At 53.6% G+C, this 24086-nt stretch carries 23 protein-coding genes and 2 pseudogenes; 15 read left to right on the top strand and 10 right to left on the bottom strand.

The annotated features are described in order from the left end of the window. The first annotated feature begins 17 nt into the window (after positions 1-17). The 6 genes from PMA3_RS06595 to PMA3_RS33005 all read left to right on the top strand — a co-directional run bounded on the left by PMA3_RS06595 (position 18) and on the right by PMA3_RS33005 (position 5565). Complete coding sequence (locus PMA3_RS06595) at positions 18-2234, top strand: DEAD/DEAH box helicase (RefSeq protein WP_237140725.1); 2217 nt, start codon at positions 18-20, stop codon at positions 2232-2234. Positions 2235-2933: 699 nt separating this feature from the next. Further along, positions 2934-3188 (top strand): hypothetical protein, encoded by a 255-nt coding sequence (locus PMA3_RS06590; RefSeq protein ID WP_064676403.1) that lies wholly within the window; start codon positions 2934-2936, stop codon positions 3186-3188. Between the two features lie 2 nt (positions 3189-3190). Further along, positions 3191-3484 (top strand): hypothetical protein, encoded by a 294-nt coding sequence (locus PMA3_RS06585; protein ID WP_193408119.1) that lies wholly within the window; start codon positions 3191-3193, stop codon positions 3482-3484. A gap of 10 nt (positions 3485-3494) precedes the next feature. Next, on the top strand, positions 3495-3764 hold the full coding sequence (locus PMA3_RS33535) for a DUF7693 family protein (RefSeq protein WP_152032240.1): 270 nt from the start codon (positions 3495-3497) through the stop codon (positions 3762-3764). Positions 3765-4007: 243 nt separating this feature from the next. Further along, positions 4008-4886, top strand: coding sequence for a hypothetical protein (locus tag PMA3_RS32395; protein WP_152032239.1), 879 nt, complete (start codon positions 4008-4010; stop codon positions 4884-4886). Positions 4887-5232: 346 nt separating this feature from the next. Then, positions 5233-5565 carry an exonuclease domain-containing protein gene (locus tag PMA3_RS33005; RefSeq protein WP_237140694.1) on the top strand — a complete coding sequence of 111 codons (333 nt, stop codon included), beginning with the start codon at positions 5233-5235 and terminating at the stop codon, positions 5563-5565. Positions 5566-5930: 365 nt separating this feature from the next. Here the strand turns inward: PMA3_RS33005 and PMA3_RS06570 are convergent, their stop codons facing one another. From PMA3_RS06570 to PMA3_RS06550, 5 genes are all read right to left on the bottom strand, one after another. Further along, positions 5931-6128 carry a hypothetical protein gene (locus PMA3_RS06570; protein WP_064676401.1) on the bottom strand — a complete coding sequence of 66 codons (198 nt, stop codon included), beginning with the start codon at positions 6126-6128 and terminating at the stop codon, positions 5931-5933. A gap of 62 nt (positions 6129-6190) precedes the next feature. Continuing rightward, positions 6191-6931 carry a Qat anti-phage system TatD family nuclease QatD gene (qatD, locus tag PMA3_RS06565; protein WP_082930263.1) on the bottom strand — a complete coding sequence of 247 codons (741 nt, stop codon included), beginning with the start codon at positions 6929-6931 and terminating at the stop codon, positions 6191-6193. Further along, positions 6931-8196: a Qat anti-phage system QueC-like protein QatC gene (gene qatC, locus PMA3_RS06560; protein WP_064676399.1), complete on the bottom strand. Its 1266-nt coding sequence runs from the start codon at positions 8194-8196 to the stop codon at positions 6931-6933. The genes qatD and qatC overlap by 1 nt, the downstream gene beginning before the upstream one ends. Next, positions 8193-9038, bottom strand: a complete 846-nt coding sequence (locus PMA3_RS06555; protein WP_064676398.1) for a hypothetical protein — start codon at positions 9036-9038, stop codon at positions 8193-8195. Before PMA3_RS06555 ends, qatC begins: the two co-directional genes overlap by 4 nt. Beyond that, positions 9038-10981 (bottom strand): KAP family P-loop NTPase fold protein, encoded by a 1944-nt coding sequence (locus tag PMA3_RS06550; protein ID WP_064676397.1) that lies wholly within the window; start codon positions 10979-10981, stop codon positions 9038-9040. Before PMA3_RS06550 ends, PMA3_RS06555 begins: the two co-directional genes overlap by 1 nt. A 512-nt stretch (positions 10982-11493) precedes the next feature. Between PMA3_RS06550 and PMA3_RS33530 the strand changes: the two genes are divergently transcribed. The 6 genes from PMA3_RS33530 (at position 11494) to PMA3_RS06525 (ending at position 14079) form a co-directional block, all read left to right on the top strand. Continuing rightward, complete coding sequence (locus PMA3_RS33530; protein ID WP_064676396.1) at positions 11494-11832, top strand: DUF7693 family protein; 339 nt, start codon at positions 11494-11496, stop codon at positions 11830-11832. Positions 11833-12090: 258 nt separating this feature from the next. Then, positions 12091-12372 (top strand): hypothetical protein, encoded by a 282-nt coding sequence (locus PMA3_RS06540; RefSeq protein WP_064676395.1) that lies wholly within the window; start codon positions 12091-12093, stop codon positions 12370-12372. 78 nt (positions 12373-12450) lie between these two features. Beyond that, entirely contained in the window at positions 12451-12678 is a 228-nt protein-coding gene (locus tag PMA3_RS06535; protein ID WP_237140693.1) for an AbrB/MazE/SpoVT family DNA-binding domain-containing protein, read from the top strand. Between the two features lie 200 nt (positions 12679-12878). Beyond that, the gene (locus PMA3_RS06530; protein ID WP_064676393.1) at positions 12879-13253 is read left to right on the top strand and encodes a hypothetical protein; all 375 of its coding nucleotides are present in this window, start codon (positions 12879-12881) and stop codon (positions 13251-13253) included. A 62-nt stretch (positions 13254-13315) separates the two neighbouring features. Beyond that, positions 13316-13540, top strand: coding sequence for a DUF7693 family protein (locus tag PMA3_RS33525; protein ID WP_082930262.1), 225 nt, complete (start codon positions 13316-13318; stop codon positions 13538-13540). A 257-nt stretch (positions 13541-13797) separates the two neighbouring features. Then, complete coding sequence (locus PMA3_RS06525; RefSeq protein WP_064676392.1) at positions 13798-14079, top strand: hypothetical protein; 282 nt, start codon at positions 13798-13800, stop codon at positions 14077-14079. Between the two features lie 196 nt (positions 14080-14275). Here PMA3_RS06525 and PMA3_RS06520 read toward each other — a convergent pair whose 3' ends face one another. Then, positions 14276-14521, bottom strand: a complete 246-nt coding sequence (locus PMA3_RS06520; RefSeq protein WP_064676391.1) for a hypothetical protein — start codon at positions 14519-14521, stop codon at positions 14276-14278. An 815-nt stretch (positions 14522-15336) separates the two neighbouring features. Here PMA3_RS06520 and PMA3_RS33000 point away from each other — a divergent pair. Together PMA3_RS33000 and PMA3_RS06505 are read left to right on the top strand one after the other, a co-directional pair. Then, positions 15337-15531: pseudogene (locus PMA3_RS33000) on the top strand (hypothetical protein). 155 nt (positions 15532-15686) lie between these two features. Further along, positions 15687-16017: pseudogene (locus PMA3_RS06505) on the top strand (ubiquitin family protein); the annotation flags it as partial. A gap of 591 nt (positions 16018-16608) precedes the next feature. Here PMA3_RS06505 and PMA3_RS06500 read toward each other — a convergent pair. Beyond that, positions 16609-17934 carry an OprD family outer membrane porin gene (locus PMA3_RS06500; RefSeq protein ID WP_064676389.1) on the bottom strand — a complete coding sequence of 442 codons (1326 nt, stop codon included), beginning with the start codon at positions 17932-17934 and terminating at the stop codon, positions 16609-16611. Positions 17935-18385: 451 nt separating this feature from the next. Here PMA3_RS06500 and PMA3_RS06495 point away from each other — a divergent pair, with 451 nt between their 5' ends. Beyond that, a complete protein-coding gene (locus PMA3_RS06495) occupies positions 18386-19711 on the top strand; it encodes an OprD family porin (RefSeq protein WP_064676388.1) in 1326 nt (441 codons plus the stop codon). A gap of 374 nt (positions 19712-20085) precedes the next feature. On the opposite strand, the gene PMA3_RS06490 is transcribed toward PMA3_RS06495, so the two are convergent. The 3 genes from PMA3_RS06490 to PMA3_RS06480 all read right to left on the bottom strand — a co-directional run bounded on the left by PMA3_RS06490 (position 20086) and on the right by PMA3_RS06480 (position 24073). Further along, a complete protein-coding gene (locus PMA3_RS06490; protein WP_064676387.1) occupies positions 20086-20418 on the bottom strand; it encodes a DUF2790 domain-containing protein in 333 nt (110 codons plus the stop codon). 145 nt (positions 20419-20563) lie between these two features. Then, positions 20564-20764, bottom strand: coding sequence for a co-regulatory protein PtrA N-terminal domain-containing protein (locus PMA3_RS06485; protein ID WP_064676386.1), 201 nt, complete (start codon positions 20762-20764; stop codon positions 20564-20566). 141 nt (positions 20765-20905) lie between these two features. Next, a complete protein-coding gene (locus PMA3_RS06480; RefSeq protein WP_064676385.1) occupies positions 20906-24073 on the bottom strand; it encodes a CusA/CzcA family heavy metal efflux RND transporter in 3168 nt (1055 codons plus the stop codon). Between the last annotated feature and the right edge of the window lie 13 nt (positions 24074-24086).

The raw sequence follows: 24086 nt of genomic DNA, 5'->3' as shown, positions 1-24086 counted from the left end.
CCCGTATTCAGCGATGGATTTGGGCTGAAGGCTGGACGTCCTTGCGTGACGCCCAGGAAAGGGCTGTGCCGGTACTGGTGGATGCCGATCAGGATGTCATCATTGCCGCCGCAACAGCGGCAGGGAAAACTGAGGCTGCGTTCCTCCCCATACTCACCAATTTGCTGAACGACTACGACCCACCCGGGTCAGTGTTGTACATCAGTCCCCTCAAAGCCTTGATCAACGACCAATGGGACAGACTAGGCCGCCTCTGTGAGCAGCTCGAAATTCCCGTGGTGGCTTGGCATGGCGACATTTCATCAAGTAAAAAGCATCGCTTCCTGAAGTCGCCTGAAGGGGTACTGCTGATCACGCCTGAATCCCTGGAGGCTCTGTTCGTCAACCGAGGCTCCAGTCTTGCCGGAGTGTTCCAAAATCTGCGCTATATCGTCGTGGACGAGTTGCATGCATTCATTGGAAGTGAGCGAGGCAAACAGCTTCAATCCCTGATGCACCGAGTAGAGCTCGTTGCCGGGCGCCGCCTCCCCAGGATCGGGCTTTCAGCCACGCTCGGCAATATGAGTTTAGCTAAGGAGTTTCTTCGTTCTGCAGACGCAGGAGGAGTAACCGTCATCAAGTCCGAAAACTCAGGCCAGACACTTCAGGTACAGGTTCGCGGTTACATCCAGCCCCCCATGAGCGAGCTTAAAAAGCTTCTCATCCAATCTGCTGACGAACAAAGCGAAGAAGACGAAACGGAAAACAAGGCAAGTCCCGACTTTGCGATCGCTGACCATCTCTACAAGGTATTGCGTGGTAGCAACAATCTGATTTTCCCAAACAGCCGGCAGCAAGTTGAATGGTACGCAGATCAGTTGCGCCGGCGTTGTGAGAAAGATGGTGTACCCAATGAGTTCTGGCCCCACCATGGCAGCCTTTCGAAAGACTTGCGCGAGCAAGCTGAGCACGCCCTCAAGGCAGGCGGCCAAGCAGCATCAGCCATCTGTACTACGACGCTGGAGCTCGGCATAGATATCGGTAGCATCAAGACAGTGGTGCAGATTGGCGCCCCACCCTCAGTGGCCAGCTTGCGACAGAGACTGGGTCGCTCGGGTAGACGACCGGGGGAAAACGCGATCTTGCGCGTTTACTGCAAGGAGTCGCCACTCAAGGATAGCTCCAGCCTTTCGGATCAGCTACGCCAAAGTTTGGTTCAGACCATTGCCATGGTTCGTTTGTTACTCGGTGGATGGTTCGAACCTCCCCGGACTCAGGGTCTTCATGCGTCCACACTCGTTCAGCAATGCCTCTCTGTAATTGCTCAGTGTGGTGGTGCAACTGCGGCTGATCTTTGGAAACACTTGGTGGCTGAAGCGGCATTCCAGAACGTAGAAAAGCCCGACTTTCTCAAGCTGCTCAAGTCGCTGGGAGAACATGAACTCATCGTCCAGGACAGCTCGGGCTTGTTGCTGCCCGGGACAGTCGGGGAGCGCCTGATCAACCACTATGAGTTCTATAGCGCCTTTATCAGCGATGAGGAGTTCCGCCTGGTGTGCGACGGTAAAGCCCTAGGCTCTGTACCCATCAGCAGGCCTTTGACAAAGGATCAGCGCATCATCTTCGGTGGCCGACGGTGGCAAGTTCGTGATGTTGATCTTCAGGCAAAGGTCATAATCGTAGCCCCGGCACGCGGGGGCGCCCCTCCTCTGTTCGACGGCCTAGGCGCCATGGTGCATGACAATGTGCGCAAGGAAATGCGAGCTGTCCTCGCAGACCCTAATCCCTGCCCATTCATAGACCGCGATGCCCAAGCGTTACTCGACGAAGCCAAAAAGACATTCAACGCGTTAGGCCTCGGTGAACGCTACCTCATTGAGTCTGGTGGCAGATGCTATCTGATCAGTTGGCTGGGTGATTACGCCAACGATGCGCTTCGCCTATTACTCAATCATGTGGGGTTCTCGTGTGATAACGCGGGCTTAGCGATTGAGATTGAGGCAGATATCCAACGGACATTGGCGGCACTCAAGGACGTTGGTGAACTGGATGCAAACGATCTGGATTCGATACTCGCAGACGTGGAAAACATGCTGCGCGAAAAATGGGATTGGGCATTGCCCGAATCATTACTGATGAAATCATTTGCTTCGATTTCATTGGATATCTCAACCGCGATCGAGTTTGCCCAAACGCACGCCGCAACCTATACAAATCCCAATGAAATGATGCCCAGGGCCCTGATTGGAGATTGAAGCAACGGGGTCACGACACGAGCTTATTTCACCCGTCGCTTGAGGCTTTTTCGACGACTGTTTCGTCAGAACGATGAACTCGACTCGGAGATGCTTCTCGCATCGCCAATTTAATGGCGCTCAGAAAAAGCCCATACGGCTACTCCACAATTAAGAAAAATCATACTGGATGTATAGCCACAATGGCCTCAGGAGGCCCTCAAAAGGCCCTCAGAACGAAAAGCGACTATAGTGCTGGCATAGGGTGCCACCAGATAGATCTCGACTGGAGTGCGCGTACAGAAAGCCAAATTTATAAATTATTAGCTTTACCCGACGAACGGTAAAACTTGTTGGAGGCCATATTTTATATGGGGCTCGGAGAGAGTGAGCACAAGTTATCCACAGGGTTATCCCCAGAAAAACTTAGGTATATGCACAGAATGGAGTTGCTATTGGAAAGGACGCTCAAGTAGTCTTGGCGCACAAATGCAAAAACGACCAGTAAAGGTCGTTTCGCTGAAGAATGCATGCAGGTAGTCACGTTTCTGTCGCCAAACGTAGCGCGACTACCTGCACCCTCTGAGGCACGCATTTGAAAATGCACACATCTAGAGAAGGACGCCATTTAGCCCACTGCTGACGGTTTCGTCAATAGTGAGACGATTGGTGGTCATTCTGGATAAGTGCGCCTAATTAGCCGTTATCGAGAATTTACTCATGACAAAGAACACCAAGCAGTCCTCCGCAAAAGTCGCCAAACAGGCATCAGACACTCTCCGTGATCCATCTGCATCCGCCATCGCAAAGAGCCTTGCTGCCTCTGCGTTAGCGCAAGCCAACACTGGGAAACAAACCAGTGCTGAAATGGAAGCAAAAGCAGGCCGGGTTCTCCAGAGCGAAAAATACAGCAACGACACGAAAACCTTGGCGGCTTCCGTTGTTTCCCAATCCAATAAAGCTCGGGGGGAATGATCATGGACTTTTATGCTGTCGCAACCGTTGACCTCGACGGCGGAGTTAGCTCGTCTGCCCGTAACACGTTCATCGAAGAACTGAAAAAAGAAAAATTCAACAAACATAAACTGACCACGTTATGGACAGTGCGCTACACGAATGGCTGGACTAAAGCATCTGCTCTTAAAGATGCTCGTGACAGCATCGACAAAGCGGCCAGGATTGCCGGCATCGTAAAATATGAGGCATTGGTTTCGCTGGCAGACGAGCCACCTACAGAGTGGAGAAAGCCGATTAGCTTGCTAGGCGCCTGATCAGGCGTAAATGATGCGGAAAGCCTCGCTTCGGCGAGGTTTTTTTTATGCCCAAAAAAACAAGCGGGCAATTTTCGATACTGTTCGGATTGCCATTTTTTTGCTGCCCTTACCCACCCCCTTCAATGACTGTGACATCCTGGATTACTGCGAGTACTGCAGGTCGCCTGATGGCCAAGTCGGGACACTTGAACTCTGGCAGCGCGAAGAATCTGATCCTGTCGACCTATTGAGTGCCTGGGAGCGTGAACAGCTCGAGCGTTTGCTCGCCGCGCTCTGAGCCTGTATGCGAAAGCACGTAACCTTTAAGCCCAAAGGGGCGTAGCCATCGACGCCTTAGCTTCCTAGCAGCCAGAGCTCAGGTTTGGGCGTTATAGACATCAGGGCATTAGATGAGCTGATCCTATGTTAGAGAAAATGCAAGCCACTATTAACATAGTCCCATTCAATGATCGTTTTCTCGCATACTATTTTTCAGTATACTCTCTTCCCATATACCTCAACCCTACCCAAAGCAGCCACCATGAAAGTAGGAATCGACTTAAAAGATCCACGGATGAAATTCGCCCGCGCCATACTACAAATGCAAGCGGAGAAGGCACTTTCCACACCCCAGAGGATTGAGTCAGCGGTGCTACCTATCTACCACACCAAAAAACTCTCACCTAAATTAGAGCAAATTGGATCTGGAGTGGCCCTTCAAATTAATGGGGAGTATTTTGTCTTAAGTGCTTCGCATGTGTTTGACGCTATCGGCCATTATGCTTTATGCATTGGTACCGGTAGAGGCGAGCTTCTCACACAATTTTTGGGCGACAGATTCAGCAGCCGAAGAGGCCCATCAGGAACACACGCAGATGATCCTGTAGATGCGTCCGTATACCACATCCAATCAATTGTACCGGACTCTTTCAAAGATGTCGCACTAACTTTAGCTGATTTAGACTTAAGTCATACAGATGAACTTGGTTGCATTCATATGGCTGCCGGCTTTCGCGCAAAAATATCAAACACAATTGGCAATCAAGCGAACTCGAAAAGAGAATGCTTTCTTTCTCGTGAATTAGACGAAACAGGATATCAAGCTTTAAATCTAAGTCGTGAAACTCATATTGCTATAGCTTATGAGAACCAAATAATCAAAGAGGAACGTTGGCAGACTAGCCCCACTCCAAAAGGCATAAGTGGCGGAGCCATGATAAGAGTAACAGAAGTTCCAATGGTTATTGGGCCAGATTATGTGCCTAGCAACATTCCTCCAAAGCAAGTTTTGAGAGGGATCACTATCGAGCAGCGGCGAGAGCGCCACCGCAGGCCCGGAGCAATAATCGCAACGCGGGTAGGGGTTCATATCGGACTTATAAATCGGTTCCTTCCAGGACTAATCACCTCAGCACAGTGAGCGCACCGGGGGCCAGGTCAAGGCGGGGCGGCCTGCATGCTCCACCTCCTGCCCACGCGCACAGCGCGCATTTTCGAAGCGCTTTTAGCTCGCTGGGGGCCTTGATCCTGCTTTGTATCTGTAAGCGTCCGCCTACTCACCTTGCGTAAGTCAGGCCGGCATTCACTGATGCGACAACAGTTGCCCAATCTCGCCCGCCCGCTGTGTCGGCAACCGCATCAGCACATCTTTGAGATAGCCTCTACGCCGGAATAGAAGAAGCACGACCTTCAGCAATCCCTTCAGAACGTAGCTGTACGGACGTGTCGATGTACCTTGGACAGATCAAAGCTAGGACATCCATGTCATGAGCATTCAAGCAAAGCTTCATCACCTTCAAGCCATCCAAAACTTGCTCGCGCCATACCGCTACCTCTATTGCGTAGACCTTGAAGCAACCTGTGATGAGATCGCTGAGGCGGAATCACCAAGGCCGCTCGCAGTAGTCCCAGAACAGATGGAAACGATTGAGGTTGGCCTGGTGGTGATCGATCTGGAAACGCTTGAAGTCGTCGATGAGTTCCAGCGTTTCGTTCGACCGCAGATCAATCCTGTCCTCACCGGCTTCGGCAAAAAGCTCGCATCCATCCAACAAGCGGACGTGGACGTTGCAGGAACATATGTGCCGGTTGGGCAGTAGCTAGCGGCGTTTATTGCGCGATATTCAAACGCTGCTTGGGCGTCTTGGGGTGGCTATGATGCAAGGCAGCTTGAACGAGACGCAGGGTTTGCTGCGTGCCCTTCCCTGCTCGAAGGTTTGCCCCATGTCGATGCTAAGAAATGGCATGCAGGCTTGTATGACAATCGACCGAAATCACTTAAGCAAACGGTAGCGTCTTTGAGCCTAGTTTGGCTGGGTACTTACTATCTAGGGATAGGAGATGCCAGAAATGTTGCTTCCATCGTGAAAGAGATTTTTGCCTGACTGCGTTAGCCGGGCCCAAGTGCCCGAAGAAGCGATGCCTCCATCAACAGCACCGCAGCAGCATAGTTGGCTGGTTGCCGTTACGACTCGTTGATCGCTTGAAGCAAGAACACCGCCCCGTAGGTGCTCCTTCTTAGACCCTTGTCGGGGCTGTCGTCTAACCCCAGCTTTGCCAGCAAGGGCGAAATTTCGACCCCTCTGAAACCAACCTTTTGATTGCGCATGATCTCGGTGAACCGTTCACGCAGGACATCGAGATTGGCTTGTGTGCGGGGCATAGGGCTGGCCCTACTGGTGAAACGACTCAAGCCTGGGCGTAAGCGCTGAGGAAAGTGCGGGATCAACCGGCAGCATTTATCACGCCGATCAACCTCCGTGAGTTAGATTCAAGCGAAAGCTTTACCTCATCGACTCCCAGATCCCAGGCGTGTGCGAGCAACCGGGCAGTGTCGTCCGAACTCCACGGCATGACCGTCGTCCCATTGACCTGGGCGAATGGCCCATCGCTCTCAGGGACAACCCGATCACGAGGCATTTTTCTGGCCAGCGCCTTGCCGGAAGCGGAGTTAAACGCCGCGGGCCCAATGCTGAACCAGCATCCCATATCCGAAGCCGCCTTCAACTCTGCTGCCGTCCCAGTAAACCAATGAAGGACAGCCGTCCCGAAACCCGGATGATCCGCGAGGACAGATAAGACATCCTTCACGGCCTGGCGCGAGTGAATGCTAAGTACACGCCCACCGACGGCTGCGCATTGCGCAACGGTAGTGGCGAACACTTTGCGTTGCATCTCATAGCTGTGCTGGAAGCGCTTGGAGCCATCCAGGCCGATTTCTCCAACAGCCGAAACATGCTCGATCTGTTCAAGCAGATTGTCGAGCTCGCCATGACGCTCGTGCACGATTTCCGGATGCAGCCCAGGTGTAATGAGAACATTCACATGTCCGCCCAATACCCTGCTGGTGGCAGTGAATGCACGCGGGCTGGTTGTCACCAACCAGGTGAACGTGTTCCGCTCAACCGTCCGGGCGAACACCTCTCGTGCGTTGGGGTAAAGGTCGAGATGGCAGTGAAAATCCATCACAGCAATCCGTCTCCAATCAAAAGGGCCTCCAACTCGTGAATGCCGTTGGTTAGTACCGACCGATACTGAGGTCGTTCAGGAATAGATGCAAAGGCCAGTGAAGCGCCGAGGAATCTATCGATACCCCTCTCTCTTGCCGTCAGTACGGCCAATGCCACCGCCATCGGATCATCAGGCCCACTAGATTTGTCACTACCAACCAGGCTCGGGAAAGCGTACCGCGTAGTATCCGCTCCTGGTGCCCATGCGTTGAAGGCAGCCCTACGGATCATGCAGGGGACGCATCGCCCACAATGAGTTCGGTTGTATGTACGGAATCGACCACAGCTAGTCGAGTCCGAAGCAAGCTGCTGAAGGCGCGCCTGATCCAGGCACTCGGTCATCATCTCCCCTTTTGTCTTGAACCGGTAAGGCAGCTCTAACTGAACCGATACGCCGAGACCATCCAATATCTGCTGGAGCTTGCTGATGAAAAGTGGATGTGTGGTACGAGTACTCAGGCTAGACACACGTCCAGGAACAAGCGGTGGATTCACGCAGATGAACCCGTTCTCTGGAATGTAGATCGTAGGACGCGCAACACCCAATCTAGAGGCTGCCAGTACTGCAAAGGCATAAAACGCCAGTGATCGGCCGCGAGTAGAAGGTTCTCGGGGGCCCTTAAAGCTGATCCCGTGGCTCCACTGATAATGAGCATCCACGCCACCCAGCAGCGTTGCATAGTGCCGTTGACGCTCAGAATCTTCGTGAGCCAACTGGGAGACAAACAAGGGACGTCGTCCTTGGGCTACCAGATCCAGACCACCGATGAGGCTGTCGAGCCCACCCGACAAAAGTGACACGCAGTCCTGATTCTTGGCGACGAAACGTCCCCGCGGTGGAGGCAGGCCGGCATCCGTAAAAATCAGCGTCCAGTAGTCTCCGGTCAAGACTTTCAGCAGTTGCTCAAGCTTTACCTTCCACGGCTCCCACCGTAGTGGCTCATGCAGCCCTACGCTCAATTCGATTGTCCGAGTCCAGCCGTCAGCACTTGAGCTACGCAATCCACAGAGGTCTGTCGCACACACCGCCAAGCAGAATTGAACGAAATCCCACGTGGCAGGGCTCGGGCAAAACCCTTTCCGCTTCAAAGAACCGTGCCAGCTTTTTGCGATGGTGCCTACACCCTCGCGCCTGGCCCCCTTGAAATAGGTGAAAGCGCGCTCATCCTCGGCCAGTTGAGCAGGAAGGCGCGCAACGCTGGTACAAATGACTTTGATCATTCTGCAAACACCTCCAGTGCCGTTTGTAGCACCGATTGTGCAAGTGTCAGAGGATCTACTCTCTGCACCACAAGACCATCCATGATTCGCTGTACCTCCGCGTGAACCCATTCCTTGATGTCGTTACGAAACTGCTGGATCTGAACCGCGGAGTACCTAAGCTTTTCATAGGTCTGGCCCAACTGCAGATCCATGCGGTTGCAGACCTCATTGGCGATAGTGAAGCCAATGACTGACGTAATTTGCTGATCATTGAGATGGAAGATATCGACACTGGGGTCTTGCTCATATAGCTGAGCCAAGGCGTCGGCCGCAGCGTTTCTCAGCGACTCATCGTCGACACTGCCGGTATCCGGCATGACCTCTTTGATCAGCTCCAGCGCAAGGTCGCTGGCCGATAGATTCTGGCCGCGAACCCTCTGAATCCAGTCGATGACTTGAGGATCCGTACCCGCTCTGACCGCTTCGAGAAACGCCCCCAATCGTCCGGCGCCCTGAGCGACTCCGCGCATCGTACTGCTGGCGCGGCCTGCTCCGCCCATACCCTTATTGATCATGCTGCTGGCAGCACCACGCAAGGCCTCACGCCCACCGCCAGAAAGGTACTTCCCAAGTTTGGCACGGGCCGGCATGAATCTGCGATCGGGTGCTACGCCTTGCTCTTGAGCGGCATCACCATCCGCGTCGCCATCAGCAGCCGGGTCATGAGAGCCGACCTCTTCGCCGTCAGGTGCACCGTCTCCCGGCCCAGCGTCACCAACCCCTCCTGCGCCTGGGTCTAACCATTCAGGGTCAAATGGAGAGCCACCCTTGCCGCCACCACTTGAAGTCGAAGTTCCCATCAGACACTACTCCTCAACGCAGCTTCGATGGCCCTCTTGGCGTGTCCAGGAATGCCCGTCTCTTCCAGCCAGGATCTTAATATGTCTACCGCCCATGGCTGGCTCGCTAGTGATGGCATGATCCCGGGCCCGATGTCGCCAGGAGGTGCAAGCCCCAAGAGCGCTGCCGCACGCCTGCCTAGCGCCGGGTGAACCTTGCAGGGCTCTATCAAGATGACCATTTCGACACTGGCCTTCCATGTTCGCGAGGAGGCCATGCCCTGCCACGCTTTCACCATCGCCAACTCAGCCTGGCCACTGTCAACAGCCGCGATTGCTCTGGTGAGAGCGTCATTGGAACTGGTAGCGACCTTCAGTACATCGCGCAGCTCACGCCCCGCCTGGGTCAGGTTGTCGTCGCCAAAATCTCGTGTCGCGGTGTCTCGACTCAAATGGAGCAAGGGTCGTAAATCCGTGGCACCAAGGGCGGGGGCCAGTTGCAGCCACTCTCTGACAAAGGGCTCATCAGGAAACGTTCTGTCGAGCGACCCACTCCCCTGTGCAGCGGACTCTGCGAGTAAAAGCTCGGCGACCTCACCATCATTTTCAGAGCTGACCATCGACGACAAAGTGTTCGCCAACTCCTCATTGCATCGCTCCAGCAAATGCCATTTGGCCAGTGCTGCAATATCCAGCGTGATGCCCTGAGGCCGCGCTAACGATTCACGTAAAAACACGGTGTTCAGGAAGCGCTTCATGAGCCGGGGGTTTGCGCTGATCGCTGTGGACTTGAACATCAGAGTCGCCAGGCCCTGCGCCAGATCCATGAGCCCATGAAGCCTGGTATCGTCACCCACGAGTTCGTGGAGAAATCCAGATGTGATCGTCTCACCAAGCCAACTTCTAGCCAGACGCAGGGGGATCTCGACTTTCGCCTGATCAAATTTTTCCTGAGGGAATGCCCCAACCCTAGCCTCGTGTTCAAGCAACAGGAGCACCAGATAGGCTTTGGCTTCGTTCACGCCAATGCGTGGCACATGCAGGGGTACTTGAATCAGCTTGTCAAAGTAGTTCGTGGCGATGTCGCTGGTGATGCCGGTTCCTTCAAAATGCTTCCTAACCGCACCGCGGATGAAGTCGTTGTCGGCCGCGATCACGAAGGCCGTGCGCTTGAGAAACAACAGCAGACGGATAGATTCCAGCGTAGAAATAGCCGTCTGCGGTAAGCATCGATCCAAGTCGTCGACGAACACCACCAAGGTGATCCCCAACTCTTCCAGCATTTTTTCAAGTGCTGATCGAAACGCATGAATTTCGTTGGGCAGTGACAAAGGCTTTGCGGGGTTCAGCAGACCCTCAGCCTTGAAATCAACCGACTCATCATCCTCATCTTTTGCCGCATCAGAGCCATCCGCAGAATCTGTGGATGCATCCGCGTCGTTGCCCAAAGAGTTCCAATAACTGACTGCTTTGCCGATTGCTTTACCGATCGCCCCGACTGGGACGCCAGTGGTGATTGTGATCGCGGCCTCACCGCCAAGCTGCACCAACCGCAAGAGGTTGATGCGCTGCAAAAGCTCGTGGGCTTTCTTCAGCAGCGTCGCATCACCCTTGGCCAGCTTCAGCACTTCGTCGCCAACAATCTGGAGCAAGGCACTACGAGCGCTCTCGAAGTCCTGATACAACCAGGGGTTAAAGGTAATGACGACGTACCGGTCGGCCCGAGCCACGGGTTGCCCTGCTGTGGTCGCGGGCTGTTCTGGGACTGCCGGGAGTGCGGAGGCTGCGGAGGTTTCGAGGCGAGCGGCAATCATTTTGACCAGGGAGGATTTACCGGCCCCCCACCCACCTGACACACCTATCGAAATGGGCTCACCACCACTTTGCCTCAGAAGGCTGGCGCAGGCATCTGCTACCACGCCAAAATTCAGGTAGTCGACCGTTGTTTCGTTGTCATGCCACATAGGTTGAAGTCCGTTTCATTTAGGTCAGCAATGAACGCTTGCGATGATCCCTTGCCATCAAACACTGCAAGCAGCTGAGTCTGACGAGGCTCATCTAAACATCCGTGTAGCAAACAGGGGGAGCCGCCCTTCGTGATGGGTTAGCGGACTTCACCGTAGCTGAAACCAGACCAAGGCCTGGCTCTAGAAAATCGTCGGCCGATTCTAGAACTATTGATAGCAACATGCCATACCGAGTGGCGTTTGGTACAAGGGGTAGGATTAGCATCAGTCCAGTGATTCACTGCCAGCTACAGACTTGTATGACAATCAGCCGAAAGGACTTAAGCAAACTGTAGAGGCCATGGGCTTGGCCTGGCAGGGCACCTACCACCGAGGGATAGACGATGCGAGAAATGTGGCTTCCATCGTGAAAGAAATGCTTAGCTAATTGATGAGCCGGGCCCATTGGGCCGAAGGATCGACCTCCCCGTTGACGTCACTTCATACCACAGCCTAGCGATGGGCAAGCGATGACTCGAGCTCAGAACATTTTGAACACAACCTCCTCTCTCCGCGCAAGCGAGGTTAGCAAAGTGCTGACGGACGTCGTGCTCGGCAAACGCATCATGACGCGAAGCTCCACACAGTCCTGGAGCGAGATTTATCACGGCCTTATGCCCGTGGAGATTGATGGCTGGCAGCTCACACTCTTCAACGACTGTGACACCCTGGACTACTGCGAGTACTGCAGGTCGCCTGATGGTAGAGTCGGGACACTCGAACTCTGGCAGAGCGATGGAGCCGATCCTGTCGAACTACTGAGTGCCTGGGAGCGTGAACAGCTCGAACGATTGCTCGCTGCCCTCTGAGCCTCCATGCAAAACGGCAGGTGAGGGTTCGGCCACTTCAGTCGTCTCTAAAGCTGCTTCCTAGACTGTAGCTATGGCATCATTTTCATCACAGGCGGTGGCCGCTAAGGCTTGGTAGGCTTACCAGGATTTTTAACCTGCAATCCGGGCAACTGCCAATCTGCGATGTGACCACAAATATAAACGGCCCTGCCCTCACCTACTGCTCAATGTACCAATCGAATAGCTAGTGCTTGGCTTCCGAATAGGAATAACAATTTGCTTAACCGTCCCGACAAAGATGCGCTCCGCGCACTGCTGGAAACTCAAGTCCAAGAAAAATTGCAGCACGACCCTGACGCGGTAACGACTTATGCAGCCCAGCCTGTACCTGACCGAAAACCGTACACCAGCAAACCCACGGTTCAGGACAAGGCATTTCACAAAGAGCTCGAGCAGATGCGTGCAGATGCTGAAGCTGGAGTGATACATACGCCTAAGCGCGAGCCGGAGGACGGAGGCGCTCCCAGCCTTAAGCTTGATGATTATCCAGATCTGTAAAACGTGCCACGGAGAATCTACTGGCGGGTACTGCTTGCCGGCTCATAGCAACGGAGACCAAACGTGAAAAAGCCACCTATGAAAATCATCATCGAAGAATGGGATGGTGACGGTGCGATTCGAATTCCAGACGAAGCGCTGCAGGAGCTCGAACTGGATGTCGGCGACGCTGTGTACCTGATAGAAGAATTTGTCGGCAACACGCGCTGCCTTGTCCTATCAGTAAAGCCTCAAATCGCGGATCGAATAGATGAACTCACGAAAGCATGGGATGGCGGACAGCTTGGTAACGCCAACGAAAAATGAGACAGCTGAAATGCGCGTCCTCGATCTGCTTTCGCGGTGCAAGGGTTGAATTCCAGCACCTAGAATGGCTATGATCACAGGCGCAGATCAAGCCAGACAGGCCTGCCCCGTCAATAAAACGAAATGTAATCCTTTCTTAGCATGCATGGCCAGGTGTCAAGCGGGCTCCCGCCCCCGTACCGACAACTGGAGATTTACTCATGCGTATCCCGATATATCCTGCAGACCTTAACCCCCAGAAAGGCTTCAAACGGATCGCCAAAGTCATCCATCGCGATTGGCCAGGGCCTGAGCCTGTCAACCTGTCAGCGGCGCGCGAAATCCTCGCTCGGTGCTTTGGTTACAAGGACTACCACGATGTCACGCGGTCTGCCGATGGGTGGCCTGATGACGCTTCCGCTCCAGAAGTGGAGGATCTTCGCGCCGCAATCCTAGTTTCTCTTGCTAACCAGCTTCACGCAGAGTCTTCGAGCATCTCTGTCGATCTGGAAAGGCTGACAACATTCGTTGAAAGCTTGCCCCTGAAGGTATTGCAAACTTACCGCTTATCTCGAGCAAATCATCCTGAGGGTTAGTCGTTGCCGTCAGCCGCATTAAGTGAGTGAGCAGAAGCTCGCTGCTCGTCATCGGACGCTCAATGGTGGAGATTCCATTGAGCGTCATCCATAACGTCACAACCAGTGATGGGCTGAACGTGGCTGTACGCACGAGTCGATGTACCTTGGACTACTGCGAGTACTGCAGGTCGCCAGATGGCCGAGTCGGAACACTTGAACTCTGGCAGCGCGACGGAGCTGATCCTGTCGAGCTATTGAGTGCCTGGGAGCGAGAACAGCTTGAGCAATTGCTCGCTAGGCTCTGAGTATGCATGCAAAACGGCCGGTGAATGTTTGGCCACTTCAGTCATCTCGAAAGCTGCATCCAAGACTGTAGCTATGACATCATTTTCATCACAGACGGTTGCCGCCAAGGCTTGGTAGGCTTACCAGGATTTTTAACCTGCAATCCGGGTAACTGCCAATCTGCGATGCAACCACGAAATAAACGGCCCTGCCCTTACCAACTGCTCAATGTACCAATCGAAGAGCTTAAGCTTGGCTTCCGAATAGGAGTAACAAATTGCTGAACCGTCCAGACAAAGACGCGCTCCGTGCAATGCTGGAATCGCAAGTTCAAGAAAAGCTGCAGCACGACCCAGACGCGGTAACGACCTATGCGGCCCAACCTGTACCTGACCGAAAACCGTACACCAGCAAACCCACGGTTCAGGACAAGGCATTTCACAAAGAGCTCGAGCAGATGCGTGCAGATGCTGAAGCTGGAGTGATACATACGCCTAAGCGCGAGCCGGAGGACGGAGGCGCTCCCAGCCTTAAGCTTGATGATTATCCGGATCTGTAAAACGTTCCACGGAGAATCTACTGGCGGGTACTGCTTGCCGGCTCATAGCAACGGAGACCAAACGTGAGGAGGTAAAGTGGAGCCGGGCTAAAGCCCGAAAGAGCGATAGCCAAAGTATCCTTAGCTTCGCAGCCCAACATGCCGCCTATCGAATCTCACATGTGCCACCCGCGCAATGTATGGCGACCGCAGTCAGTCATGGAGCGAGTGCTGCCTCGATCAAGCGTGCGTTAGGTAAGGCTCGGCGTACGTCTTCTATGGCGCCCTCAATTGCGTCATGTGCAGAGGCTGCTTCACGGACAAACTCCAGCGTCAGACGACCTGGTTGTCCGACCCCGACCAACGCATAATCGCAGCCTTCTTCAGCCAAGCGTTCCACAAGCGAGTCCATATCGCTCTCGTCAGACGTAAGTTGGTAATTAAGGGTGAAGGTAAAGACCATCTCGAAAACTCCGTTTCAGCAAGATCCTACGTGTCTATAATTTTCGCACGACGCGACCGTCATAAATTGTCTCAGCTTTAGCCTGTCCCGTTCTTGAAATCGTCTCCTTTTGCCGGTACTTGTAGGGCACCAATCTCATGCACGGAAAGCAACCATGCACGAAAGATTCAGAGTGATTGAAACCACCACGCTGGACGATGGCAGCAAGCGATACAGGGTTGTCGACCTTGTACAGGGAGGCTCAGCCAGCAAGCATGGTGTGTTCAACGTCAGGACGGAGGCAGAGGCAGTTTGCTCGCTCCTGAATGCCGAGCAACCGCGTCAAAGTGCGGAACGCCAAGCGCTTGATGCCTTCTTGAGAGTGAAAAATGCCCTATAGCGCAGTCATGGATTCTCGATCCGAAAGTGCGTTTTGAAGACGCTCCACATTCAGTCGCTGGCACTCAGCGTCAGCTTCTTCTCGGGCCTGGTAGGTAGTCGTAAGACGTAGTTTCTCTTCGTTGTCATAGATGTTGAATCCTATGGGTGCAGTCTTGCAGTAGAAACGCGCTCCGTTACGCATTGATACCGTTTCTGTTGGGATTGCGGGGACAACAACAAATCTCCAAATCATCTTCATGCCCTCTCCAATTCCCCTTAACCATTAGCGGCTGTTAGCCATCATAGCAAGGAAGGAACATTGGTTTCCGATGAGGGGCACGACCGGCCACTGGCGCTGGCTAAAGTCGTTTAAGGGTTCGAGAATTGTGTTTTCTAAAACTCATGCACTGCTACGCTGACCTCTTCCAGGGAGGAATCACCATGTCGAACGCAGACTGCTCCCTTCCCTACTATTCGAGATCAATCAGAACCAATTGGCCCTCGAAGCCGCAAACATGGAGTTGACGCTGTGGCTCTAACAGCGTGGCTCGGGTGAAGTTGGCGGCAATGTGCGCGGCGCACTACAGACTTTCAGCAAGAATGAACAGTCCATCAACATGATGCTTGCGGTGCTGATGACGCCGGAGTGACTACTTCATGACAGACAGCTAACGGCTTTGGATTCAACCGGTCGATGCAACTGCATTGGCTCAATCTTTCAGCGGGTGTTCCGTAGTTTGGGGTTTGCTGGAGAAGATGTCCGGGCGAGACTCGCACATACTGCTGCCCTGCCATACTGTTCAGCATGACCAGTGCAATCTTCCGCTTCTACGAGGAGCTCAACGATTTTCTGCCGGCCGAGCGGCGGCAGCAATCCTTCACCTGCGAGTGCGCGAGGAGCGACGGTCAAGCACATGATAGAGGCGCTCGAGGTACCGCACACCGAGGTCGAGTTGGTGCTGCTCAACGGCGAGTCGGTGGGCTTCGAGTGGGTGATCTTCGACGGTGACCGGTTGGTGGTGTATCCAAGCGCTGGACATCAGCCCGCAACTGTTCGGGAGCAACCTTTAAGGGTGCTGCGCTTCGTCGCTGATGCGCACCTGGGCGGGCTGGCCAGGCAACTGCAAGTAACTGGTGTAGCGTACTGGGGTATTTACGGAGTGTCCGGCTCAATAAAGCGTTACGCCGAACTAGGCCTCACTGACTCGAAGGAGCGATAGCAACAACCAACCTGAGCTGCCATCGCCGATAAAGCCAAGAGTACCCTCTTCGGCCGAGAAGAGCGCGTACAAACCACCTTGTCGGCCCCCCTTTCCACCTGGTTAACCTAACCCACCAGCCGATTGGCCTCCCTTTTCGATAGGTTCCCCCTGCGTTGCTGTTGGCATGAGAGATCGCATATGCCCCCTTGGGATTGGGACGGTGCGACCAAATTTGAACAACTCCTTGATAGCTTTCAGTCTGACCCTACCCAGACGGGGGGCGAGTAATCGTCCTGACGCCTGATTAAGGTGTACCTCAACTAGATGCAGCCTGTGCCCGTTGCGGCTTACAGCCATCACACGGGACTTAGCTTACAAAATCTTCGTTTTCTGCATCCTCCCCTGTATAGGACAGGGTGGCACCTTACCGGAGGGTAAGGTGTTGCACTCAGTTTTCGCGGCCGCCCGGGATAAAAACCAACTCACAATAAAAAGGCCCTATCAATCGAGCCTTTTTCAGCGTGATTAAAGAAAACTATACGTGTAGTTGAAAATTAGGCGAGTCTGGTCTTGGTCGGCAATGCTTTCGCCGCTGCCACGGTAGGTACCGTGACGCACAGTGGCCCCGAAGCCTTTGAGCACACCTGTTTGGAATAAGTAGTCGACACGCATGTCGCGTTCCCACTCAGAGTAATCGCCGTTGCCACTCTTGTTCTTGATGTCGTCGCCGCTCAGATAGGAGATCGACGCTTTCAAGCCTGGCACGCCGAGGCGGGCGAAGTCATAGGAGTACTGGCCGAAGGTGGTGTTCTCACCGGCGCGGGCGAACTGGTTAATCATGCTATCGGTGAAAAGGTAGAAGCTGGAACCACCAGCGCCTTCAGGACGGTTGTTGATGTCGCGTACGCTACCCTGGTTAAGCCAGACAAAACCTCCATCGTCGCCGACTTGCTGGTGGCCCAGCAAGAACGCATGACCACCCAGGGTGTAGGTGAACATGGCGCTCCAGGTCTTGTTGGCAACCTCGCCAGTGTTCGTGGAAAAACCACCATTGTTGTCGAAGGCATAACCGGCTTGGCCGTTCTTGCCATCGGAGCGGCTGTCGAAGTAGCGCAGGTCGGTCTTGAACGATTGGTCAGTGCCGATAGGGAAGACGTGAACCAGGCCCAGGAAATTTTGCGTGTAGTAGTTTTCCAGGTTCGAATAGTAGTACTGAAGGGTCAGGTCTTTGGTGACCTTCCAGTCTACACCGCCAAAACGAAACTGGTTGCTGTCCTGGGTACCACCGGAAACGGCAAGGCCGGTGCGGTTGCTCGAAGCACGACCATAGGCGTGTTCCATCTGGCCGACAGTGATGGTCAGGTTGTCGATTTCCTTGGAGGTGACAATGCCACCATCAAAGGTTTGCGGCAGCAGGCGGCCGTCGTTCGCGACCAGGATCGGCAGGTTTGGTGCGAGGGCACTGCCCAGGTGACCTTCAGTGTTGGAGATGCGTGCCTTGACGTTGCCGCCGATACGGTTCCACTCATCTACCGCCGAACCATCGGTGTCACTTGGGAAGAAGGTGTTGCTGTCCGGGTGGTGACCCTTTCCGCCATCGAGGTGAATACCCCACAACGCTTGAGCGTCGAAACCGATACCGATGGTACCTGGCGTGAAGCCGGATACGTAATCGAGCTTAAAGCCCTGGGCTGACTCGCGCTGGTCAGCACCGCCTTCACGGTTGTCGGCGTTAAAATACATGGTTCGGGAACTGAGCACGGCTTTACTGTCTTCAATAAAGCCGGCAGCGCCGGCTTGCTGGGCCAGTACCCCGGAGGCCACGACAAGCGCGAAATTGGATTTGTACATGTTTTGCTCCTCCTGGTTTCTAATTTTTTTGTTCATAGGCCGAGGTCTTGTTGCTGCCTGGCCGCTGATGCGCTATCAGCACCAGTGTCCTGTTCGCAAATAAACTGTTTCCTTTAGACGACTGCCTGTCGCCGCCATGCTGCGTTGCGACTCCTCGCCATAGCCCTGCTATGACTCGACGCGACGCCTTGCCTGACAGCAGGCGGTCTTCAAAAGGCAACTTATTTGCGAGACAAGACACTACGGCATCCACCTATCGGCTGGGTGCATGCTACGCAAGTCAATTAAAAGCGGTTGAACATTACGAAATTGTAATCATCTGATCATGTCCCCGTTATCTCCAGATTGCAACGATACGACTCGGCGATGATACGGGAGCACAAACTGCTTCCCGTAAACAATAATTCCAGCCGAAGAGCTTTCTAGTTCTGCCGAACCTAAGGAGTGATTGATGGTTAACAATACAAAATTCTCGATGGCCGCTTTGGCATTGGTTGTCAGTTCCGGCCCTTCTATAGTGTTTGCAGAGGAGAAAACCGGGGGTTTTATCGAAGACAGCAGCCTCACCGTGCTTAATCGAAATTTCTACTTCAACCGTGATTATCGCAATGGACAATCAAGCCCTACAGGCAATGGTTATTCCGAAGCCTGGTCGCATGCGATTATCAGTAAGTTTGAGTCCGGCTTTACTCAAGGTACTGTTGGCGTGGGGGTCGATGCTTTCGCGATGATTGGACTGAAGCTTGATACAGGTGACGGTCGAAATGGTGGTCGTAGTTCGTTCGATGTACTTCCTGTCAATAGTGAAGGAAAGGCAAGTGACGAATATACCAAAGTTGGTGGCGCAGCAAAAATTCGCGCATTTGACACCGTAGTAAAAGTCGGTGACGTATTCCCATCCAACCCAGTTGTTGCTGCCGGCGACTCGAGACTTCTACCAGAAAGTTTCACCGGTGTGACGGCAACGAACACCAGTATTGAAGGCCTGACAGTTCAGGGCGGTCGATTGCACGCCATGAGTCAACCAGTATCCAGCAATATGCGTGACAACTTCGCGACATTCTATGCGGGGCCAGTAAACTCCCCTTGGGTCGCCTACTTTGGCGGCGACTACAACCTGAACAAAAACGTCATCATCAGTCTTTACTCCAGCCGACTTAAAGACGCCTGGAATCAATACTATGCTGGCACGGGGTTGAATTACGCACTGACGGATGAGCTTTCTCTATTCGGCGGCGTGAACTACTACAAAGCTGTGGATGAAGGAAAAAAACTGCTTGGTGAGTTCGACAACAATATCTGGAGTGGCAAAGTTGGCGTGAAGTATGGAGCGCACTCGGTTGCACTTTCTCATCAGCGAAATAATGGTAACGACGACTTTGACTATCTGCGTCAGTCTGACTCTATCTTTCTTGACAACTCAATCCAGTACAGCGACTTCAACTCGCCGAAAGAACGTTCCTGGATGGTTCGTTACGATCTCGACATGAGCTCCTATGGTGTTCCTGGCTTGACGTTTATGACTCGATACGGTCGTGGCACCGACGCCGACTACTCCAACGCTAACGCCACATACATGCGGCGCGATGCGGATGGAAACCCGTTGACCGATCAGAAACGATGGGAGCGCGACATCGAAGTAAAGTACGTCGTTCAGACAGGCTCCTTGAAAGATATGTCCTTCCGCTTGCGACAGGCGAACACCCGTGCAACCGCCTTTGAGTCGGATTTGGATGAAGTTCGAGTGATTGTCGAGTATCCATTAGCTATTCTGTGATACCGAACGGGATGATTCGTCTTTCGATCATCCCGTTTCTTTCCGAAAAGTTACAAAATTGTCATCTTCCAATCATCTCCCCGTTAGATTGAATTTTCTATAATTAACGGGAGTTGATAGGAGTCCAACTAGCGCATCTGGTTGGATTCCTAAAGATTAGTAGCTAGCCTGTGAAAATCTGAAACTCATTGCTGTTCAGTTAAAGCTCCAAGCTCACCTTTAGAAGCTCCTTTGGAAAAAGGTGAATTTTTAAGACGTCCCTCGGGACGTCTTTTTTATTGCCCATCAAAAACAGAGCACATAAAAACGCCCGACACCTCTAAATGTTGCGGGTAAGTCGAGCGTTATGAATTCGTCTGACAGGAGTGCAGCTTCTAGCCGCCTCGTTTCCGACAATCCCCGGCCACGGTATATCTAATTGTATTTAGCTGCCCCTCTGAATCTTCATACGTCATTGCGGCGGGCACCACTGCGCAGACTTTCGCTGGTCGCACCACACTAATTACCTTTACAACATCCACCTTCATTCCGTACTCGTATTGCTTCGCAACAGGGACACTCTTTCCCTGACTAATCGCATACTGTTCCATGGCTTTAGCATTAGCAGCCATCATTTTTTCGAAAGCCTTGTCACCGCCACCTTCAGCCAGTACATTTGAGGAGATCGCCACAGCTCCAGCGAAAGCGATGATGTTCATAAACTTCATATCTTGTACCTCATATAATCATCATTACAAGAATATCAACTCGAACATTGCAGCGGCGCGGCATTAGGGTTACGGATGTGCAATAAAACCATCAATAAAAAACCCGCCACCGGAAACCAGGACGGGTTCTTTACATGTAGCACTCCTATATTTCTTTATTCGCCTCATCTTTAGCATCACTTGACACCACCGGGGCATTCTTCCCTTCTCTGGCTGCATATTTCTCCATGGCCAGGTCGTTCGCTTGCATCGCTTTAGCAAACGTCCGATCTCCGCCACCTTCAGCCAAGGCAGCGGAAGAGAGTACCAAAGCTCCTACAAGAGCGTAAATCTGAGTAATTTTCATTGTTACACCTCATATATTTATATCCTATTAGGGTATCAACCCGAACCTATCATCACGGTGGCACTAAGATTACATATTCGTAATTATTGCTGGCAAATAAAGCCCGCTACTGGAACACATTAGCGGGCTTTTTAAAGGGGACTATACTGTTGCTGTTTTGTCTTCGTCTGCTTCATCCTCGTCTCGACGGTGCGCCCAGTGATATAACGCAGGCAGTATCAACAAGGTCAACGCAGTTGAAGACAGGATGCCGCCGATCACCACCGTAGCCAGTGGTCGTTGGACTTCAGCCCCGGTTCCGGTGGCCAAAGCCATAGGAATAAAGCCAAGAGAGGCCACCAGTGCTGTCATCAACACTGGGCGTAGACGTGTGAGGGCCCCCTCATTGATCGCAGAGCTCAACGAATGCCCCTCCTCTCGCAGATTGCGGATGAAAGCGATCATCACCAGACCGTTCAACACCGCCACTCCCGACAACGCAATGAAACCAACACCCGCCGAAATCGACAGCGGAATATCACGTAGCCACAAAGCCATGACTCCACCCGTCAACGCGAATGGAATCCCGGTGAACACCAACAGGCCGTCCTTTAGATTGTTAAACATCATGAACAGTAGGGCGAATACTAGGAGCAGGGCCACCGGGACTACGATCTGCAGGCGTTTGGCCGCTGATTGGAGTTGCTCGAACTGCCCACCCCAGTTGATCCAATAACCGGCCGGTATCTGCACCTCTTGATCAATGGCGCTGCTGGCTTCCTGTACAAACGAGCCGATATCTCGTCCACGCACGTTGGCGCTGACGATCACCAGACGCTTTCCGTTCTCACGACTGACTTGGTTCGGCCCAAGCACCAGATCAAGGGTCGCCACTTCTGAAAGGGCAATGAAACCAATCTGATCGGCATTTCCGTTAAGCAGTGCCGGCACCGGAATCAGCAGCGTGGACAATCCCTCGACGTCCTTGCGCATGGCGTCGGATAAACGCACCACCATGTCGAAGCGGCGGTCTCCTTCATACATCGTACCGGCCTGGCGGCCACCGACCGCCACCGCAATGGTGTCTTGTACGTCGCCAACATTCAGACCGTAACGTGCGACTTTGTCACGGTCGATGTTGATGGTCAGCACCGGCAGCCCCGTCGTCTGCTCGACTTTGACCTCGGAGGCGCCATCGACCTTCTGCATGGACGCGGCAATTTTCGCAGCCGTGCTGTTAAGCACCGCCATGTCATCACCAAAGACCTTGACCGCCACATCACTGCGCACGCCTGAAATCAACTCGTTAAACCGTAGTTGAATAGGCTGCGAAAGCTCATAGTTGCTACCGGGCATAGCGGCCGCAGCTTTCTGGATCTCGGCTATCAACGCTTCCCGGGATTTATCCGGATCAGGCCATTGATCCTTCGGCTTGAGCATCACATAACTATCAGAGATGTTCGGTGGCATTGGATCGGAGGCGATCTCTGCGGTACCGGTACGAGCAAACATCCGCTCGACTTCAGGCACTTTTTCCAGCACAAGTTTTTCCAGGCGCTGCTGCATTTCCACTGATTGCGTTAGGCTGGTACCGGGTACTCGCAAGGCTTGCAGGGCAAAATCGCCTTCACTGAGACTCGGCACAAACTCACTGCCCATTCTACTGGCGACCACACCACACGCAGCGATGACGCCGAGTGCCATGGCGAATGCCAGCGATCGATGGCTCATGACCCAATCCAGCGCGGGTGCATACACCCGACGCGCCCCACGCATGATCACGTTCTCTTCTTCCTTGACCTTGCCCGTCACGAACATGGCAATTGCCGCAGGAACAAAGGTAACGGACAGCAGCATGGCGCCGAGCAAGGCGATCACGACGGTAAACGCCATGGGGTGGAACATTTTCCCTTCGACGCCGGTGAGGGCAAAAATCGGCAGGTACACGACCATGATGATCAACTGGCCGAAAATTAGTGGTCGGCGTGCTTCCTTGGCCGCCGCGAACACTTCGTGAAAGCGTTCGGAGCGGGTGAGGATGCGCCCGTGGTGTTGCTGCGCATGAGCCAAACGCCTGATGGCGTTCTCAACAATCACCACCGCACCGTCGACGATGATGCCGAAGTCCAAAGCCCCAAGGCTCATCAAGTTGGCGCTGACTTTGTTGGTGAACATGCCGGTGAATGTGAAGAGCATGGCCAGAGGAATGACCATGGCAGTGATCAGTGCTGCGCGAATGTTGCCCAGGAACAGGAACAGAATCGCGATCACCAGGATCGCACCTTCGATCAAGTTCTTTTTGACCGTGGCAATCGCCTTGTCCACCAGATTGGTACGGTCATAGACGGTGACCGCCACCACTCCTTTGGGCAGTGAACGATTGATTTGCTCCAGCTTGATGGCAACAGCCTGAGACACAGTACGGCTGTTCTCACCGATCAGCATGAACACTGTGCCTAGTACGACTTCACGGCCGTTTTCGGTAGCCGCGCCAGTGCGCATTTCACGGCCGATATCCACGGTGGCCACGTTCTTTATGCGGATAGGAGTGCCATCGACGTTGGCCATCACGATATTGGCGATGTCGTCGGTGGTCGCCACCTGGCCGGGGGCGCGAATCAGTAGTTGTTCGCCACTGCGCTCAATATAGCCGGCGCCGACGTTGGCGTTGTTGCGTTCCAGCGCTGTCACGAGGTCAGTCAGAGTCAGCTTGTAGGCCGCCAAACGTTTCGGATCGGGCGCAATCTGGTACTCCTTGGCGAACCCGCCAATGGTGTTGATTTCGGCGACCCCGGGAACGTTGCGCAGCTGAGGTTTGATAATCCAATCCTGGATCACCCTCAGGTCGGTCGGCGTATAGGAGCTTCCGTCCTCCTTGACAGCGCCTTCTTCGGCCTCGACCGTCCACAGAAAAATCTCACCCAAGCCGGTAGAGATCGGCCCCATGACGGCTTCCACTCCCTCCGGCAGTTGCTCCTTGGCCACCTGCAATCGCTCATTGACCAATTGCCGGGCGAAGAAAAGGTCGGTGCCTTCCTTGAAGATCACCGTGACTTGCGACAAGCCCGAGCGCGAGAGCGAACGCGTCTGCTCAAGAGCCGGCAGGCCAGCCATCGCGGTTTCGATAGGGAAAGTGATGCGCTGCTCGGTCTCGAGTGGCGAGAAACCTGCGGCACCCGTGTTGATTTGCACCTGGACGTTGGTGATGTCGGGTACGGCGTCGATTGGTAGTTTCTGATAGCTGGCTATGCCGAGACCGGCCATGAGGAGAACCGCGAGCAGCACGATGATGCGCTGCTCGATGGCAAATTGGATCAGGCGTTCGAACATGAGAACCTTCTCG

This window comes from Pseudomonas silesiensis (assembly GCF_001661075.1).
Classification (GTDB): Bacteria; Pseudomonadota; Gammaproteobacteria; order Pseudomonadales; family Pseudomonadaceae; genus Aquipseudomonas; species Aquipseudomonas silesiensis.
The sequence above is the reverse complement of the archived record's forward strand: the minus strand, read 5'-3'. Positions and strand labels throughout refer to the sequence as shown.